Here is a 16,498-nt window from a genome sequence, read left to right as displayed (position 1 = left end):
CTTACTCCCCGCGCAAGGCGTGCATCGGCGCCACCCTCGACGCGCGCATGGCTGGCAGCAGGCAGGCCAGCAGACCGGCCACGGCAAGCACCACGCAGACGCCAACCAGCACGAACGGGTCGAATGTGCCGCCGCCGATCTGTTGCAGCACATCGCCCAGCACCCGCGACACGACAACCGCCGTGCCGAGCCCCAGCAGCAGACCGATCGCTAGCTGGCGCCCGCCGGCACGCAGCACCAGGCGCACCATGCCCAGCGGCGGCGCACCGAGCGCCATGCGCACACCGAATTCGCGCTGCCGGGTGGTGACCGCCACCGTCATCACGGCATACATGCCAGCCGCCGCCAGACCCAGCGCCAGCAGCGCGAATGTCCCGACCAGGGACAGGGTGCGCCGGGTATCGCCGGTGGTCGCATGCACGATCTCGTCCATCGTCGTCATGTTGGCAATCGGCTGCTCCGGAGCGACCTCCGAAACCGCGGCGCGAACCGCGGCGCGGTAGCCGTCCGGATTGCCCTGCACGCGCAACGCGAAGCGCAGCGGCTCGAACGAGCGGAATACCCGCATGATGTGCGTCGGCACCTGCGCCAGCGGGAGATACAGGAACGAACGCCGCTCGCTGTCCAGCGGGCCGAACTGCCTCGTATCGCCAACCACGCCGACGATGCGCGCGGTTACCGGGCGGAAGGTCGGATCGTCGGCCATCACTTTGCCTACCGCATATCCGCTGTAATCGTTGAGCACGATCTCCTTGCCCAAGGCATGACCGCCGTACTCCCGGTCGGCGAGTGTCCGGTTCACGATGACCACCGGCTCGCTGCCGGTCGTATCGGTCACGCCAAAGGATCGGCCCGCGCGCACGGGGATGCGGAATGTGGAGAAATAATCGGCGGTGACGCCCCGTATCTGCGGACTGGAATCGAAGTAGTCGTGACCGGGGACATGGACGCCGCCCATGCTGAACTGCTGGTCGAAATTGCCCGCCGGCAGGCCATTGGTGACCGCCACCTGGTCGACCCCCGGCAATGCGTGCAGGCGCGCCATCAGTCGCTGCAGCAGTGCCTGCGTGGATGCGGCATCCGGGTTGTCGGCTTTCACCGGCGCGAGGTCGAAGGTCAGGATGTGGTCGCTGGCGAATCCCAGCGGCGTGCGCGCCGCATCGTAGAGCGCATGCAGGAACAGGCCGGCACCGCACATCAGGCAGGTCGCCAGGCTCATTTGCGCCACCACCAGAATCCGCCCAAGGCGACCGCTGTGGCGTCCCTGGCTGCGGCCGCCCTCATGCAAGACCTCCTGCACGGATGCCACGGCCAGTCCCCGCCATGCGCCGAATGCCGCCGCCGCCAGCGCCCCCGGCACGGCGATGGCCAACGCGAGCAAAACCACTCCTGCCGGCATGTGCAGGGCTTCGCCATACGTCCAGTCGGCCGGGGCGTAATGACCGAACAGGGACAAACCCATCGCGGCCAGCCCCATGCCCGCCATGGCGCCGCTTGCACCCACCAGCAGGCCCTCGGCACAGGCGGGCAGGACGATGCGCCATGCCTGCGCCCCCAGGGCCTGGCGCACGGTGGCGTCATGGCTGCGCGACAGGGTGCGCAGAAGCATCAGGTTGCCGAGATTGACCAGCCCGATCGCCAGCACGCACAGGGCGCTGGCCAGGAACAACAGCATGACCGGACGTTGGTCCTCGTGCAGCACCACCTGCAACGACGCGCTGCCGAAGCGCACATGCTTCCAGTATTCCGCGTCGGCGTTCGGGAAGCTCGCATACATGGCATGGATCGCGGCATCCGCCTGCGCACCCAGCGCTGCGGCACTGCCTGCGGGTGCCAGCCGCGCAATGGCAAGGAAGTTGGTTCCGTCGTCATAGGTGTCGGGAGCCAGCGCCAGCGGCAACATGATCTCCCCTGCGCCGAACTGATCGAAACTGGCGGGCAGCACGCCGACGATGGTGTGCGGCACACCTTCGATATTCAAACTGCGGCCAATCGCCGTGGCCGCACCGCCATAACGCCGAAGCCAGTAGCCATCGGTGAGGATCACTGCCTTCGGGCCGTTCGGAAGATCTTCCTGCGCCGAGAAATCCCGCCCCAGTTGCATCCTCACGCCGAGCGTGGGCAGCAGCCCGCGGTCGGCAAGGAATGCGTTCACCTGCTCCGGCGTGCCGTCGCCGGACACGTTGAACGCCGTCAACCCACCCTTGATGAGGCCCATCGACGCCACACCCTTGATCGACGCCATGTGCTGATACTGCTGGGGCGATACGCCGCCCAGCGGCTCTCCCTGGTCCACCGGCCCCAGAGCGACCAACCGTTCCGGTGCGACATAGGGCAGGGGCCTGAGGAGCACCTGGTCAACCAGCACGGACACTGCCACCGTGGCGCCGATGCCAAGCGCCAGCACGCCGCTGGCCAGCAGCAGGAAGCCGGGGCGGCGCAGGCTGGCGCGCCATGCCTGCCAGATTTCGGTGAACAGGATCGTCATCGCCCTTACTCCCCGCGCAAGGCGTGCATCGGCGCCACCCTCGACGCGCGCATGGCCGGCAGCAGGCAGGCCGCGAGACCGGCGACAGCAAGCACCATGCACACCCAGGCCACGACCAGCGGCTCGAAGCGGATCCCGGCCATCGAGTCCACCACGCTTCGCAGCCACCCCGTCAACAGCCAGCCTGTGCCTACGCCGAGGCACAGACCCGCCAACACCTGGAACAGGCCCGTGCGCATCACCAGGCGCGCCAATTGCAATGGCGCCGCCCCCAGCGCCAGGCGCACGCCGAACTCGCGCCGCCGCGCCGCCACGGCCACCGCCATCACGGCGTACATGCCGGCTGCGGCAAGCAGCAAGGCCATGAGCGCGAACAGGCCGACCAGCAGCAGATCCAGACGCACGGGTTCGGTCATTCCGCGGGCGATGTCAGCGAGGTCGCGCAGATTGGCGATCGGCTGCCGCGGCGCGACCTCGGCCACCGCCGCGCGCACCGCGCCGCGATAGTCGTCCGGCCTGCCGTGCGTGCGCAGCGCGAAGCGCAAGGGCATGAAGTCGCGGATCATGCCCATGACGGTGTCGGGCACCTGCGCCAGCGGCACATAGACCATCGGCAGGGCGGCCTGCAGCGGACCGGACTGGCGCGTGTCGGCCACCACGCCGACAACGCGCATGACGGGATTGCCGGCGGTGCCGAACGCCATCTCCAGCGTCTTGCCCAGGGCATTGCCGCCGAGATAGGCGCGCGCATACGCCTGGTTGACCACGGCCACGGCTGCGCTGCCCGCGCCGTCGGTTTGTTCGAAGCCGCGTCCGCTGCGCAGCGGAATGCCGAAGGCGGCAAAGTAGCCGGGACTGACCCCGCGATATTCCACGGAATCGGCTTCGCCACCGGGCGCCCGCATCGGCATATTGAGCTGGTCGCCGACCGGCAAGTTGGTGCCGGCGGCGACATCCACCACGCCGGGTATGGCGCGCAGTCGATCCAGCAGGCGCTGGCTCAATTGCTGCACCGAGGGCACATCGGGATAGTCGGCCTTGATCGGCGCGAGCTCGAACGTCAACACGCCCTGCATGGAAAAGCCCAGCGGGGTTTGCGCCGCATCACGCAAGGCATGCAGGAACAACCCCGCTCCGCACAGCAGTGTCGTGGCCAGGGTCACTTGCACCACCACCAGCACCTTGCCCAGGAGACCGCCGTGCCGACCGATGCCGTTGCGACCACCTTCGCGCAATTCGTCGATGGTGGTCGCCGCACGGCCGCGCCACAGTCCCAGTAACGCGGACAGCAGCGCACCCGCCATGCCGATCGCCAGGGCCACGCCCCACGACAACCAGCCAGATGCCCGCACCGCATCCGCCTGCCACTCCACTGGCATGAATCCGCGCAGGGCATCCAGCCCCAGGCTGGCCAAACCCATGCCGGCCACGGCACCGGTCAGGCCGACCAGCGTCCCTTCCGCGAGGGCGGGCCACGCCAGCCGCATCGCCGGCGCTCCCAGGGCCGCACGCACGGCAACATCGTGGGCGCGCGCCAGCGCCCGCAACACCATCAGGTTGACGAGATTGACGAAGGCGATCAGCAGCACGAACAGGGCACTGACCATGAACATGGACAGCACCCGGCTCGACGCCTCTTGCAGGCCCGCGCGCAGGCCGACGGCGTCGTAGCGCGTGCGCAGGCCCGCCTCGCCCTGGCTCCCGCCGATTGCGGCATACATCGCGTGCAGGCGCGTCGCGACTTGGGCACCGAGCGCACCGAGGCTGGTGCCCGGCGACATCCGCGCCACTGCAAGGTAATTGGTGCCAATGTCGCGCGACTGGGCGGGCAACGCCGCGGGCAGCAACAGATCCGGACCGCCCAGCAAATCGAAGTCGGGCGGCAGCACGCCGACGATGTCGTACGCGTTGCCTTCCAGCGGCAGGCTGCGGCCGATCACATGCGCGTCGCCGGCGTAACGGCGCTGCCACAGCCCATACGAAAGAATCACCGCCTTTGCTCCGTGCGGGCTGTCTTCAGCCGCATCGAAATTCCTGCCCATCACCAGGCGCACACCCAGCGTCGGCAGCAAACCCCGATCCACCTCCAGCGCCTGGATCTGCTCCGGCTCGCCGTCGCCGGTGACGTTGGCCGGTGTCAGGCCGGCCTTGAACAGCCCCATGGAGCTGACCCCGGAAAGCGATTGCAGATGCTGGTACTGCAGCGGCGAAACCTGCCTGTCCAGGGTATCGCGCCCCAGGCTCGCCAGCTGCGCGGGCTGCGCATAGGGCAGCGGCTTCAGCAGCACCTGGTCGATCAGCGCGAATACCGCCACGGTGGCGCCGATGCCCAAAGCCAGCACCGCAGCCGCCAGCAATAGAAACCCCGGCCTGCGCAGGCTGGCGCGCCATGCCTGCCAGATCTCGGCGAGCCAGACGTTCACGCACCCACCTCGATGCGCTGGCCGATCAGTGCGTCGAGGCGCGATTCGTCCTCGCGGCGCAGGCGGTCGTAGGTTTCCTCGTCCACCACGCTGCCGTCGAACAGGCGCACCTTGCGCTGGGCGAGTTCGGCGTAGCGCGCGTCGTGGGTGACCATGCAGATGGTGGCGCCGCCCTTGTGCAGTTCGTCGAGCAGGGCCATCACCGCCTCGCCGTTGCGCGAGTCGAGGTTGCCGGTGGGTTCGTCCGCCAGCAGGATCGCGGGCCGCCCGACCAGCGCACGCGCCACCGCCACGCGCTGCTGCTGGCCGCCGGAGAGCTGCGCGGGGTAATGGCGCATGCGGTGCGCCATGCCCACGCGCTCCAGCGCCTCCTGCACGCGTGCGCGGCGCTCGCCGGTGTCGATGCCGCCGCGGTAGGTGAGCGGCAGCTCCACGTTCTCCTGCACGGTGAGGTCGCCGATCAGGTTGAAGGCCTGGAAGATGAAGCCGATCTCCGCGTTGCGGATGCGCGCGCGCTGGGCGGCATTGAGCACGGCGACGTCGTGACCGTTCAGCACGTAGCTGCCGGAGCTCGCGGTATCGAGCAGGCCAAGGATCGACAGCAGCGTGGTCTTGCCGCAGCCGGACGGTCCGGAGATGGAAACGTATTCGCCGCGCTCGATGTCGAGGTGCACGTCGCTGAGCGCGTGGGTCTCCACTTCGTCGGTCTGGAACACCTTGCGGAGGTCCTTGAGGGTGATGACGCTGGCGAGGTTGGTCATAAAAGCTCCGGAGGGTTTGTAGAGCGCACCCTGTGCGCGACGATTTTGCTTCTGTAGGAGCGGCTTCAGCCGCGATTCGGCGCGCCCGTCGCGGCTGAAGCCGCTCCTACGGGTTCAGCGCAGCTTGATGCGATCGTATTTGTCCCATTGGCTGGTGTCGGAAAGGATCACCTGGTCGCCGGCCTTCAGGCCGCGCAGGATCTCGACGCGATCCACCGAGGCCGCGCCGATGCGCACCGGCACGCGGGTGGCGGTGTCGCTGCCGGGATCGAGGCGGAACAGGCTGAGGTCGTCGTCGGCCTTGGCCAGCGCGGGGCGGCCCACCGACAGCACGTTGTGCAGCTGGGCGATGAGGATGCGGCCGTCGACGGAAAGGTCGGGCCGCGCGCCCGGCGGCAGCTTGCCGGCCAGCGTCACGTCCACCTGCACGCTGCCGTTGCGCACGGCCGGGTCGATGCGCTCCACCTTGCCGTCGACCACGCCGTTGTGGGTGTCCACGTTCACCGGCATGCCCAGCGCCACGTCCTTGGCCTGCACCTCGGGCACCTGCAGGCGCGCGATCAGCACGTCGGGCTTGGCCACCCGCGCGAGGTTGGCGCCGGCGGCAACCTGGGCGCCCTCCTGCACGGCCACTTCCTGCAGCACGCCGGCGATCCCGGCCTTCACCTGCAAGGCATCGGCCTGGCGCTGGCGCAATTCGAGATTGCTGCGCTGCTGCGCCAGCGCGGCCCGCGTCGCGTCGATCTGCGCCTTCATGTTGGCGGCGAACGCGGCCACGCGCTGTTGCTCGATCTGCACGCGCGCCTGCAACTGCTTCAGCGCGATCTGGCCCTGCTCGTACTGCACGCGTGGGATCACATGCACCGCGATCGCGGCAGTGTCGGCGTCAGCCTTGACCTTGGCCGAGGCGTAATCGGACTGCGCCTGCGCGAGCGCGGAACGCTGGTCGAGCAATTGCGATTCGAGCTCGGCGCGCTTGGCGGCCACATCGGCCTGCGCCGCCGCCACCTGCGCCTGCGCGTTGCGCAAGGCATCTTCCACGGTGGGGTCGGAGAGCCGCATCAGCACGGTGTCCGGCTGCACCGGCGTGCCCGGCCAGACCAGGATCTGTTCCACCTGGGCCGGCGTAGCGGCGGCCAGCCAGCGGATCTCGCGTGGCACCAGGGTGCCGGTGGCGCGCACCTCACGCAGCATGTCGCCCTGTTGCACGGCATCGATCCACAGGCTGCCGCGGTCCGCCGCGGGCAGGGCCGGCCCCAGCCGCCACACCAGCACGGCCAGCGCTGCCACGGCCAGCGCCGCGCCGCCCACCATCAGTCGCAAGCGGCGGCGCTTGCGGATGCCATACATCGGGTTCGCAATATCCATGCGGCATGCTTGGCAAGCCGCGTGCCAACCTGTGTCCAGCACCCCAAACCGCATGGCATCGCCAATCCGGCGCGCCCGTGGCCGGGTACACGCACGACCATCTGTCCGGATGCGGACAGCATCATCCGCCTGCGGACACCGCCCCCAGCGGCCCCGTGCACGGTAGGAGCGGCTTCAGCCGCGATGCTCTGGACGGAATGTTCAAAAGCCGAGAAGCATCGCGGCTGAAGCCGCTCCTACGCATACCCGCCATGGCACGCCCTGCGTGATGTGTCAGCCGGTGTTCTGCAGCCCCTGCGCCACGCCGTTCACGCAGGCCACCAGCGCCTGCAGCAGTGCGTCGTCCTGCCGATCGCCGGCGCGCCAGCGACCGAGCAGGTCCACCTGCAGCAGGCTCATCGGATCGATGTAGGGGTTGCGCAGGCGGATCGAGGCGGCGAGGCGCGGGTCGCCTTCGAGCAGGTCGCTCGCGCCCTTGAGCCGCAGCAGCCAGTCGCGGCTGCGCTCGAACTCGGCGCGGATCAGGCCGAAGAAGCCTTCGTGCAGGGGGCCGGAAAGTTTCGAGAACGCTTCGGCGATGGCGAGGTCGCACTTGGCCAGCAACATCTCCACGTCGTCCAGCGCGTTGGCGAAGAACGGCCAGTCGCGCGCCATCTCGGCCATGGCCTGCTCGCCGTACTCGGCCGCGCCCCATTCCAGCGCGCTGCCGAGGCCGTACCAGCCGGTGATGATGGAGCGGCACTGCGTCCAGGCGAACACCCAGGGGATCGCACGCAGGTCCTCCACGCCGCGCATGCTGCGCCGGCGCGAGGGGCGCGAGCCCAGCGCCATGCGCTCGATCACGTCGATCGGCGTGGCGCTGCGGAAGTAGTCCACGAAACCTTCGCGCTCGACCAGCGCGCGGTAGGCTTGCCGGCTGTGCGTGGACAGCGCATGCATGCGCTCGCGCCACTGCACCTCGCGCGACTCCTCGTCGCGCGGGCGCAGGCTGGCGCGCAGCACCGCACCCACGGTCTGCTCCAGATTGCGCAGGGCCAGTGCGCGGATGCCGTACTTGCGATGGATCACCTCGCCCTGCTCGGTGACGCGCAGCACGCCGGCCACCGAACCGCGCGGCGAGGACAGCAGCGCGGGCGTGATGCGCGCGCCACCGCGGCTGGCCGAGCCGCCGCGGCCGTGGAAGAACGCCAGCGCGATGCCGTGCTCGCGCGCCACCTCCAGCAACTCCACCTGGGCACGCTGCAGGCCCCAGCGCGAGGCCAGGGTGCCGCCGTCCTTGCCGCTGTCGGAATAGCCCAGCATCACCCACTGGCGGTCGCCGCGCGCGGCGAGATGGGCGCGGTAGAGCGGATCGGCCAACAGGGCACGCAGCGTGGTGGGCGCGTTCCTCAGGTCATCGATGGTTTCGAACAGCGGGGCGATGTCCAATGGGACAGGGCTCTTTGCGTTCGCCTCCCAGCTCTTGTCATACAACGCGCTTCCTGCGATCACCTCCTCTCCCCTCCGGGGAGAGGATTGAGGTGGGGGGCCGGGACTCGCGGAGGTATTGCTATTGCTGATCGTATCGACGACAGCATCCGGCAAGCGCGTCCCCTCACCCCAGCCCTCTCCCCGGAGGGGAGAGGGGGCAGAAGCGGCATCTCCCCGGGGGGGAGAGGGAGATGATCCGGCAGGCTCGACCAGGCCCCCATGCCTTGCCAGCGCCAGTACGGCCAGCACGTCGGCGGCGGAGCGCGCCATGCTGATGATGTAGAGGCCGGTCGCCGCGGCGCCATAGCGCTGGCGCGCATCGCGCAGGGCGGCGAACACCGCCCGCAGCGAAGTCGCCACGCTGTCCTCGCTGGCGACGAAATCACGCTCGCCGCGCAGGTGCGCGTGCAGCGCGACCACGCGCTCGTCCACGCCGCGCTGCGGCCATTCGCTGTCGTTGAACAGCGCGGCCAGCGCGTCGTCGTGCACGCGCGAGTCCTGCCGCGCATCAAGCCGCGCGAGGTGGAAACCGAAGCTGCGCACGCGCCAGATCAGCCGCTGCACCGCATAGGCGCCCGCGTGCAGGCCGCGATGGTCGACCAGGCTGGCGGCGACCAGTTCGAGGTCGTCGCGCAGCTCATCGGCGGAGGCATAGGCCTCCGGATGCTCGTCGCCGTGGGTGGCTTCGAGCCGCGCGCCAATCAGGGTGAGCAGGCAGCGGTACGGCATGTCGGCGTAACGCGGACGTATAAGCGCTGCCGCTTGCGGGAAGCGCGCCCGGTAATCGTCCAGCCGCTGGCGCAGGCGCGGGTCGACCTGCACGCGGCCGTCGGTCTGGCTGAGCAGGCGTGCCAGGGCTGCGACGTCGGCGATGTAGCGCTCCAGCACCTGCGTGCGCTGGCTGGCGAGGCTGGCGGCGATGGTGTCGGCGCCCACGTTGGGGTTGCCGTCCATGTCGCCGCCCACCCAGGTGGCGAAGGAAAGCAGGCGCGGCAACGGTACCGCCACGCCGTAGACCGCCTGCAGCGCATCGGCCAGCGACTCGTACAGCGCCGGCACGATGCGGTAGATCGGATCGGCCAGGTAGAAATCCACGTGGTCGCGTTCGTCCTGCACGCTGGGCCGCACCGGCGAAGCCTCGGCGGTCTGCCAGCCGGCGGTCAGCGCCATGTGGATGCGCTCCTCGTCCTCGCCGCGCTCCTGCGGCGTGCGGCCGCCGTCGAAGCCGTCGACCAGCGCGCGCACGATCGCCTGCTCCTTCTCCAGCAGCGAGGCGCGCACCGCCTCGGTGGGGTGCGCGGTGAACACCGGCTCCACCTCCAGCCGCAGCAGCCATTCCAGCAATTCGTCCGCCGTCACGCCCTGCGCCTTCAACCGCTCCAGCACGTCGCGCAGCGATTCCGGCTGCGGCGCGCCGCCCTCGCGCTGGTAGTCGCGGCGACGGCGGATGCGATGCACGCGCTCGGCGATGTTCACCGCGTTGAAATAGGTGGCGAAGGCACGCGCCAGCGCTTCTGCGTGCGCCACGTCGAGCCCGCTCAGCGGATCGGCCAGCCCGGCCAGCGGCGCGCCCTCCTGCCGGCGCGCGATGGCGGCGACACGCACGCGCTCCACTTCGTCGAGGAAGGCCGGCGCCACCTGCTCGGCCAGCATGCGGCCGACCAGGGCGCCAAGCCGGCGCACGTCGTCGCGCAGCGGCGCATCGGGCAAGGCGGGCTCGGGACTGCGGGAAGCGTTCATCACGACGGCATCGGCTCGCAGGGGGCGGAACCCCAAGCCTAACGCATGCGTGACACTTTTGCTGCAATGCCGCAAAACCCTTCGGCCGGTCGCCGCACCGCCTCGCCGGAGGCATCCCCGTGTCCACGCCGCTATAATCGCTCCTTCCCGTCGAGGGGCGCTGCGACCGTGACATGTTCACGGCCAGGCTCGACGGCATTTTTCTGAAACGGCGCCCGGTTTGTCCCCATCAAAACCGGAGCAACCCATGAACGCCGCACTCAAAGAAAACAGCCACGACTACAAGATCCGCGACATCGGCCTCGCCGATTTCGGCCGCAAGGAACTCGACATCGCCGAGCACGAGATGCCGGGCCTGATGTCGATTCGCCGCAAGTACGCCGCTTCCACGCCGCTCAAGGGCGTGCGCGTCACCGGCTCGCTGCACATGACGATCCAGACCGCCGTGCTGATCGAGACGCTGAAGGACATCGGCGCCGACGTGCGCTGGGCCTCGTGCAACATCTTCAGCACGCAGGACCACGCCGCCGCCGCCATCGCGAAGACCGGCACGCCGGTGTTCGCGTGGAAGGGCGAGACGCTGGAGGAATACTGGGACTGCACGCTGGACGCGCTGTCCTTCCCCGACGGCAAGGGCGGCTTCCTCGGCCCGCAGCTCGTCGTCGACGACGGCGGCGACGTGACCCTGCTGATCCACAAGGGCTACGAGCTGGAGAACGGTTCGAAGTGGGTCGACGAGAAGGCCTCCTCGCACGAGGAACAGGTGATCAAGAACCTGCTGAAGCGCGTGCACGCCGAGCGCCCGGGCTACTGGCACACCGTGGTCAAGGACTGGAAGGGCGTCTCCGAGGAGACCACCACCGGCGTGCACCGCCTGTACCAGCTGGCCGAGGCGAAGTCGCTGCTGATCCCGGCGATCAACGTCAACGACTCGGTGACCAAGAGCAAGTTCGACAACCTGTACGGCTGCCGCGAGTCGCTGGCCGACGGCCTGAAGCGCGCGATGGACGTGATGCTGGCCGGCAAGGTCGCCGTGGTCTGCGGCTACGGCGACGTCGGCAAGGGCTGCGCGCATTCGCTGCGTGCCTACGGCGCCCGCGTGGTGGTCACCGAGATCGACCCGATCAACGCGCTGCAGGCGGCGATGGAAGGCTTCGAGGTCAACACCGTCGAGAGCACGATGGGCCGCGGTGACATCTACGTCACCACCACCGGCAACAAGGACGTGCTGACCCTCGCCCACATGCAGGGCATGAAGGACCAGGCGATCGTCTGCAACATCGGCCACTTCGACAACGAGATCCAGGTCGACGCGTTGAACGCCTCGGGCGCCACCCGCCTCAACATCAAGCCGCAGGTGGACAAGTACACGTTCAAGAACGGCAACAGCATCTTCCTGCTCGCCGAAGGCCGCCTGGTGAACCTGGGTTGCGCCACCGGCCACCCCAGCTTCGTGATGTCCAACTCGTTCTCCAACCAGACGCTGGCGCAGATCGACCTGTGGGCGAACAAGGACCACTACGAGGCCAAGGTCTACATCCTGCCGAAGAAGCTCGACGAGGAAGTCGCGCGCCTGCACCTGGAAAAGATCGGCGTGAAGCTCACCACGCTCAGCGCCGAACAGGCCGCCTACCTCGGCGTGCCGGTCGAAGGCCCGTACAAGCCGGACCACTACCGCTACTGAGTGGCGGGTTTCGGTAGTGTGGAAAAGGAACGGGCGCCGCGAGGCGCCCGTTTCGTCTGGCTGGATGCAAGGCACCCATCACAACGGCCAGGATTGATCAGGGGCGCCAGTTCGCGTTGCATTCCCAGAACGCCACGCTGCGCCGGTAGGCCTCGCGGTCCAGCGGTACGCCGGAACCGCCTTCTTCCACGCCCAGCGCATTGCGCATCATGGTGATGGGCGCCATCGGGATTTCCTCCGGCTCCATGGTGTAGAGGCAACCCACGATGCCCCAGTCGGCATCGATGGTCTCGCCTTCCTTCGCCAGCTGTTCGCGGCTGTAGAGGATCACCACCAGCCAGTTCGCCACCGGCGGCTGCACGCCCTCGAACCAGCGCACCAGCACCGGCAGCTCGGCCTTGGTGCGCGCCTCGTAGGCACTGCGCAGCCGGTGCCGGTTGGCGTCGGTGATTGGTACGGTGAGGCAGCGCGTGCTGGTCCAGTTGCGGTGCACGTGCAGCTTGCAGAACGGCGCGTAGCCGTCCAGCACGCGCAGCGGCGGCTCCTTGTTCAAGCGACGCTGGAAGTCCTCGGGCGTGCAGTCCTGGATGGTGTTGCCGCGCGTTTCGCGTGGAAACAGGCGGGCGCGCGCGAACGGGGTAAGGACGATGGACATGGTGCAGCCGGCAGGGAAAGGGCGTCAGCCTAGCGCATGCCGCAAACCGGTCTTTTCGTCGCCCGGGCTCCCCAGTATTTGGACATCTATCTTTTCATCGCGATGAACGTATAAAATTTCCCGAAGCCTCACCGAAGGACTCCCATGCCCGCCATCAGCCTCGAATTCTTCCCCCCCAAGACCGACGAGCAGCGCATCCAGCTGGACCAGGCGGCACACGTGCTGAAGGCCTGGCGGCCCGAGTACGCCTCGGTGACCTTCGGTGCCGGCGGCTCCACGCTGAGCTATACCGGCGACACCGTGGCGCACCTGCACTCGGTACACGGCCTCACCGTGGCGCCGCACCTGTCCTGCATGGGCGGCACGCGCGCCGAGATCCGCACCCTGCTCGACGGCTACAAGGCCGCCGGCTACCGCCGCATCGTGGCGCTGCGCGGCGACCTGCCCTCCGGCATGGCCAGCGCGGGCGACTTCCGCTACGCCGCCGAGCTGGTGCGTTTCATCCGCGAGCACAGTGGCGACCATTTCCATATCGAAGTAGCCGCGTATCCGGAAATCCACCCGCAGGCCGACGACGCCCACGCCGACCTGCTCCATTTCAAGGCCAAGGTGGACGCCGGCGCGAACGGCGCGATCACCCAGTATTTCTTCAACCCGGACGCGTATTTCCGTTTCGTGGAGGACGCCTACAAGCTCGGCGTGCGGGTGCCGATCGTGCCGGGCATCATGCCGATCGCGAACTACACCCAGCTGAAGCGCTTCTCCGACACCTGCGGCGCGGAGATCCCGCGCTGGATCGCCAAGCGCATGCAGGCACACGGCGACGATGCCGCCTCCGTGCGTGAACTGGGCGCGGAAGTGGTGGCGCAGATGTGCCGTCGCCTGCTGGACGGCGGTGCGCCGGGCCTGCACTTCTATACGTTGAATCGTGCCAAGGCCACGCGCGCGGTACTCGAACAACTGGACTGATTCACGATCATCGTGCCGACGCATCGCTATGCTGCCGCGATGCGCGCGATCGCCCTGCTCCTGCTGCTTACGCTGCTTGCCCTCGCCTTGCCGGCGCGGGCACAGAACCCGATCCACCACTGCGTGGACGCACACGGCAATCCGCTGTTCACCGACCAGCCCTGCGCTTCCCAGCAGGCCACGCCGGTGCAGGCACCGCCACCCACGCCCGCCACAAGTGTCGCGACGCCCCGCCTGCCGGTCCCCCTGCAGCGCTGCGCCACCACGGCGGCGGAACTGCGCCAGCGCGTGATCGACGCCTTCGCCGCGCGCGACCCCAACCAGCTGGCCGGGCTGATGCTGTGGCATGGCTACGGCCATGTGTCGGCGGTCGACGACATCCGTTCGCTGGGCCGGCTGGTGCGGCAACCGCTGCTGGAAATCCATTTCGGTGACGGGTCGGCCGACGATTCTGCCGCGGCGGGCAGTGCCAGCATGCCTGCGTCCGCGTCGCCCGCCTCGCCATCGGCGGACGAACTGCAACTGCGCACCAGCGGTGACGACGATCGCAGCACACGCTTTGCGATCGCCCGCCAGGCCGGCTGCCTGTGGCTGCGCTACGGCGGCTGAAACCCGTGCCGGGAGCTTGCGGGACGCGCCTTTGACACTGCCCTGCCGCCTGCCCGGTTATCATGGGCAGTCCCCCACGGAGAATCGTCATGGCGCAGCAGTACCCCGAATGGATCTGGCAGAACGGCGCGATCAAGCCGTGGGCCGAGGCCACCGCCCACGTGATGTCGCATGCGCTGCACTACGGTTCTTCGGTGTTCGAGGGCATCCGCAGCTATGCCACGCCGGATGGCGCGGCGATCTTCCGCCTCACCGACCATCTCAACCGCCTGTACCACTCGGCGAAGATCTACGACATGGCGTTGCCGTACACGCGCGACGAGCTTGCCGCCGCATGCCGCGAGGTGGTGAAGAAGAACGGCCTCGCCGCCGCCTACCTGCGCCCGGTGGCATGGCGTGGCCTGGGCGGTTTCGGCCTCTCCGCCGAAACGCCGATCGACATGGCCGTGGCCGCATGGCCGATGGGCCCCTACCTCGGGCCGGAAGCATTGGAGCAGGGCATCACCGCCTGCGTGTCGAGCTGGCAGCGCTTCGCGCCCAACACCATCCCGGCCGGCGCCAAGGCCGGCGGCAACTACCTCTCCGGCCAGCTGATCGCGCGCGAAGCGCGCCGCCTCGGCTTCGGCGAGGGCATCGCGCTGGCCTCCACCGGCCTGCTCAGCGAAGGCGCGGGCGAGAACATCTTCCTGGTGTTCGACGGCGCGCTGCACACCACGCCGGCCAGCGCCTCCATCCTCACCGGCATCACGCGCCACTCGCTGATCACGCTGGCGCGCGAGGACGGCATCGAGGTGATCGAGCGCGACATCCCGCGTGAATACCTCTACCTCGCCGACGAAGTGTTCATGTGCGGCACCGCCGCCGAAGTCACCCCGATCCGCGCCGTCGACGGCAAGCAGATCGGCGCCGGCAAGGCCGGCGGCGTCACCCGCCGCATCCAGGAGCTGTTCTTCGGCCTGTTCAACGGCAAGACCAACGACCAGTGGGGCTGGCTGGAGCCGGTCTGATGCTTTGCCTTTGAAGCCCCTCTCCCGCACGCGGGAGAGGGGAGTAAAGCAAGCCGCTATCATGTGCGGATGACCGACACCGCTCCCGCCCTGCCCACCATCCGCCTGAAATCCGACCGCGCACCCGGCCACCCCTGGGTGTGGTCGGCGCAGGTGCACAAGCCCGAGGGGCGCATCCCGCCGGGCAGCGTGGTGGACGTGATGGATGCGAAGAGCCGTTTCGTCGGCCGCGGCTTCTGGAACGGCCACGCACGCATCGCATTGCGCCTGCTCACCGCCGACCCCGCCGAAACCGTCGACGCGAACTGGATCGCCGCGCGCATCGACCGCGCCGTGCGCCTGCGCCGCGAGTTGCTGGAACTGGACAAGACCACCGATGCCTGGCGCGTGGTGCACAGCGAGGGCGATGGCCTCAGCGGCCTGGTCGTGGACCGCTACGCCGACATCCTGGTGACCGAATACTTCGCCGCCGGCATGTGGAAATTCCGCGACGCCATCCGCGACGCGCTGCTGGCGCACTTCCCCGGCGCGCGCATCTACGGCTTCGCCGAAACGCACGTGCAGAAGCAGGAATCCTTCGACTGCCGCGCCAGCGAGCCGCCCGCGCCGGTGGCTGTGCACGAACATGGCCTCGCCTTCCACGCCGCGCCGGGCGCAGGCCACAAGACCGGCTTCTTCGCCGACCAGCGCGACAACCGCAAGCGCTTCGCCGAGCTGGCGCGCGGCCGCCGCGTGCTCGACCTGTGCTGCAACGCCGGCGGCTTCGCGGTGCATGCGATGGCCGCAGGCGCGCGCGAAGCCGTGGGCGTGGACATGGACGCCGGCATTCTGGAAGTCGCCCGCGCCAACGCCGCCGCGAACAGGCTGACGGTGGACTTCCAGCAGGCCGACATCTTCGACTGGCTACGCGCCGCGGTAACACGCGGCGAAAAGTATGACGCGGTGATCCTCGACCCCGCCAAGCTCACCCGCGACCGCAGCAAGGTGTTCGACGCGCTGAAGAAATACTTCGCGATGAACCGCCTCGCGCTGGACGTGATCCCGCCCGGCGGCCTGCTGCTCACCTGCTCGTGCACCGGACTGGTCAGCGAGGCGGATTTCCTGGAGATGCTGCGCCGCGTGGCGCTGAACGCCGGCCGCGAGATCCAGATCCTCGAAGTGCGCGGCGCCGGCGCCGACCACCCGGTGCGCGCCGACGTGCCGGAAAGCCGCTATCTCAAGGCGGTGTTCTGCCAGGTGGAGTGACCTCGTGCCGGGTTGACTGTAGGAGCGGCTTCAGCCGCGATTCGTCGATGGGCATGAGAAATAGACATCACGGCTGAAG

General features: G+C 68.8%; 10 protein-coding genes, 2 pseudogenes and 1 riboswitch. Of the genes and pseudogenes, 5 read left to right on the top strand and 7 right to left on the bottom strand.

What is annotated here, in order from left to right; genetic code table 11:
- Position 1 precedes the first annotated feature (1 nt).
- The 6 genes and pseudogenes from ABQJ54_RS10360 to ABQJ54_RS10335 form a co-directional block, all read right to left on the bottom strand.
- Positions 2 to 2,488 carry an ABC transporter permease gene (locus ABQJ54_RS10360; protein ID WP_367854214.1) on the bottom strand — a complete coding sequence of 829 codons (2,487 nt, stop codon included), beginning with the start codon at positions 2,486 to 2,488 and terminating at the stop codon, positions 2 to 4.
- A gap of 5 nt (positions 2,489 to 2,493) precedes the next feature.
- Positions 2,494 to 4,911, bottom strand: a complete 2,418-nt coding sequence (locus ABQJ54_RS10355; protein WP_367854213.1) for an ADOP family duplicated permease — start codon at positions 4,909 to 4,911, stop codon at positions 2,494 to 2,496.
- The gene (locus tag ABQJ54_RS10350; RefSeq protein WP_367854212.1) at positions 4,908 to 5,672 is read right to left on the bottom strand and encodes an ABC transporter ATP-binding protein; all 765 of its coding nucleotides are present in this window, start codon (positions 5,670 to 5,672) and stop codon (positions 4,908 to 4,910) included. Before ABQJ54_RS10350 ends, ABQJ54_RS10355 begins: the two co-directional genes overlap by 4 nt.
- A 114-nt stretch (positions 5,673 to 5,786) precedes the next feature.
- A complete protein-coding gene (locus ABQJ54_RS10345; RefSeq protein WP_367854211.1) occupies positions 5,787 to 7,040 on the bottom strand; it encodes an efflux RND transporter periplasmic adaptor subunit in 1,254 nt (417 codons plus the stop codon).
- A 273-nt stretch (positions 7,041 to 7,313) separates the two neighbouring features.
- Positions 7,314 to 8,474, bottom strand: a pseudogene (locus ABQJ54_RS10340) (phosphoenolpyruvate carboxylase); the annotation flags it as partial.
- A gap of 294 nt (positions 8,475 to 8,768) precedes the next feature.
- Positions 8,769 to 10,163: pseudogene (locus tag ABQJ54_RS10335) on the bottom strand (phosphoenolpyruvate carboxylase); the annotation flags it as partial.
- Between the two features lie 233 nt (positions 10,164 to 10,396).
- Positions 10,397 to 10,474: riboswitch (S-adenosyl-L-homocysteine riboswitch) on the top strand.
- Positions 10,475 to 10,497: 23 nt separating this feature from the next.
- Here ABQJ54_RS10335 and ahcY point away from each other — a divergent pair.
- Entirely contained in the window at positions 10,498 to 11,934 is a 1,437-nt protein-coding gene (gene ahcY / locus ABQJ54_RS10330) for an adenosylhomocysteinase (RefSeq protein WP_367854210.1), read from the top strand.
- Positions 11,935 to 12,031: 97 nt separating this feature from the next.
- On the opposite strand, the gene ABQJ54_RS10325 is transcribed toward ahcY, so the two are convergent.
- Positions 12,032 to 12,589 carry a DUF3228 family protein gene (locus ABQJ54_RS10325; protein ID WP_367854209.1) on the bottom strand — a complete coding sequence of 186 codons (558 nt, stop codon included), beginning with the start codon at positions 12,587 to 12,589 and terminating at the stop codon, positions 12,032 to 12,034.
- 144 nt (positions 12,590 to 12,733) lie between these two features.
- On the opposite strand from ABQJ54_RS10325, the gene metF reads away from it, so the two are divergent.
- The 4 genes from metF to ABQJ54_RS10305 all read left to right on the top strand — a co-directional run bounded on the left by metF (position 12,734) and on the right by ABQJ54_RS10305 (position 16,419).
- A complete protein-coding gene (gene metF, locus ABQJ54_RS10320; protein WP_367854208.1) occupies positions 12,734 to 13,558 on the top strand; it encodes a methylenetetrahydrofolate reductase [NAD(P)H] in 825 nt (274 codons plus the stop codon).
- Between the two features lie 12 nt (positions 13,559 to 13,570).
- Positions 13,571 to 14,167: a DUF4124 domain-containing protein gene (locus tag ABQJ54_RS10315; RefSeq protein WP_367854207.1), complete on the top strand. Its 597-nt coding sequence runs from the start codon at positions 13,571 to 13,573 to the stop codon at positions 14,165 to 14,167.
- 89 nt (positions 14,168 to 14,256) lie between these two features.
- Complete coding sequence (locus tag ABQJ54_RS10310) at positions 14,257 to 15,174, top strand: branched-chain amino acid transaminase (protein ID WP_367854206.1); 918 nt, start codon at positions 14,257 to 14,259, stop codon at positions 15,172 to 15,174.
- A gap of 69 nt (positions 15,175 to 15,243) precedes the next feature.
- Positions 15,244 to 16,419: a class I SAM-dependent rRNA methyltransferase gene (locus ABQJ54_RS10305; RefSeq protein WP_367854205.1), complete on the top strand. Its 1,176-nt coding sequence runs from the start codon at positions 15,244 to 15,246 to the stop codon at positions 16,417 to 16,419.
- Positions 16,420 to 16,498: the final 79 nt, after the last annotated feature.

The sequence above is a fragment of the Rhodanobacter lycopersici genome (genome assembly GCF_040812335.1).
Lineage (GTDB): Bacteria > Pseudomonadota > Gammaproteobacteria > Xanthomonadales > Rhodanobacteraceae > Rhodanobacter_A > Rhodanobacter_A lycopersici.
This window is presented reverse-complemented; position numbering and strand designations above follow the sequence as displayed.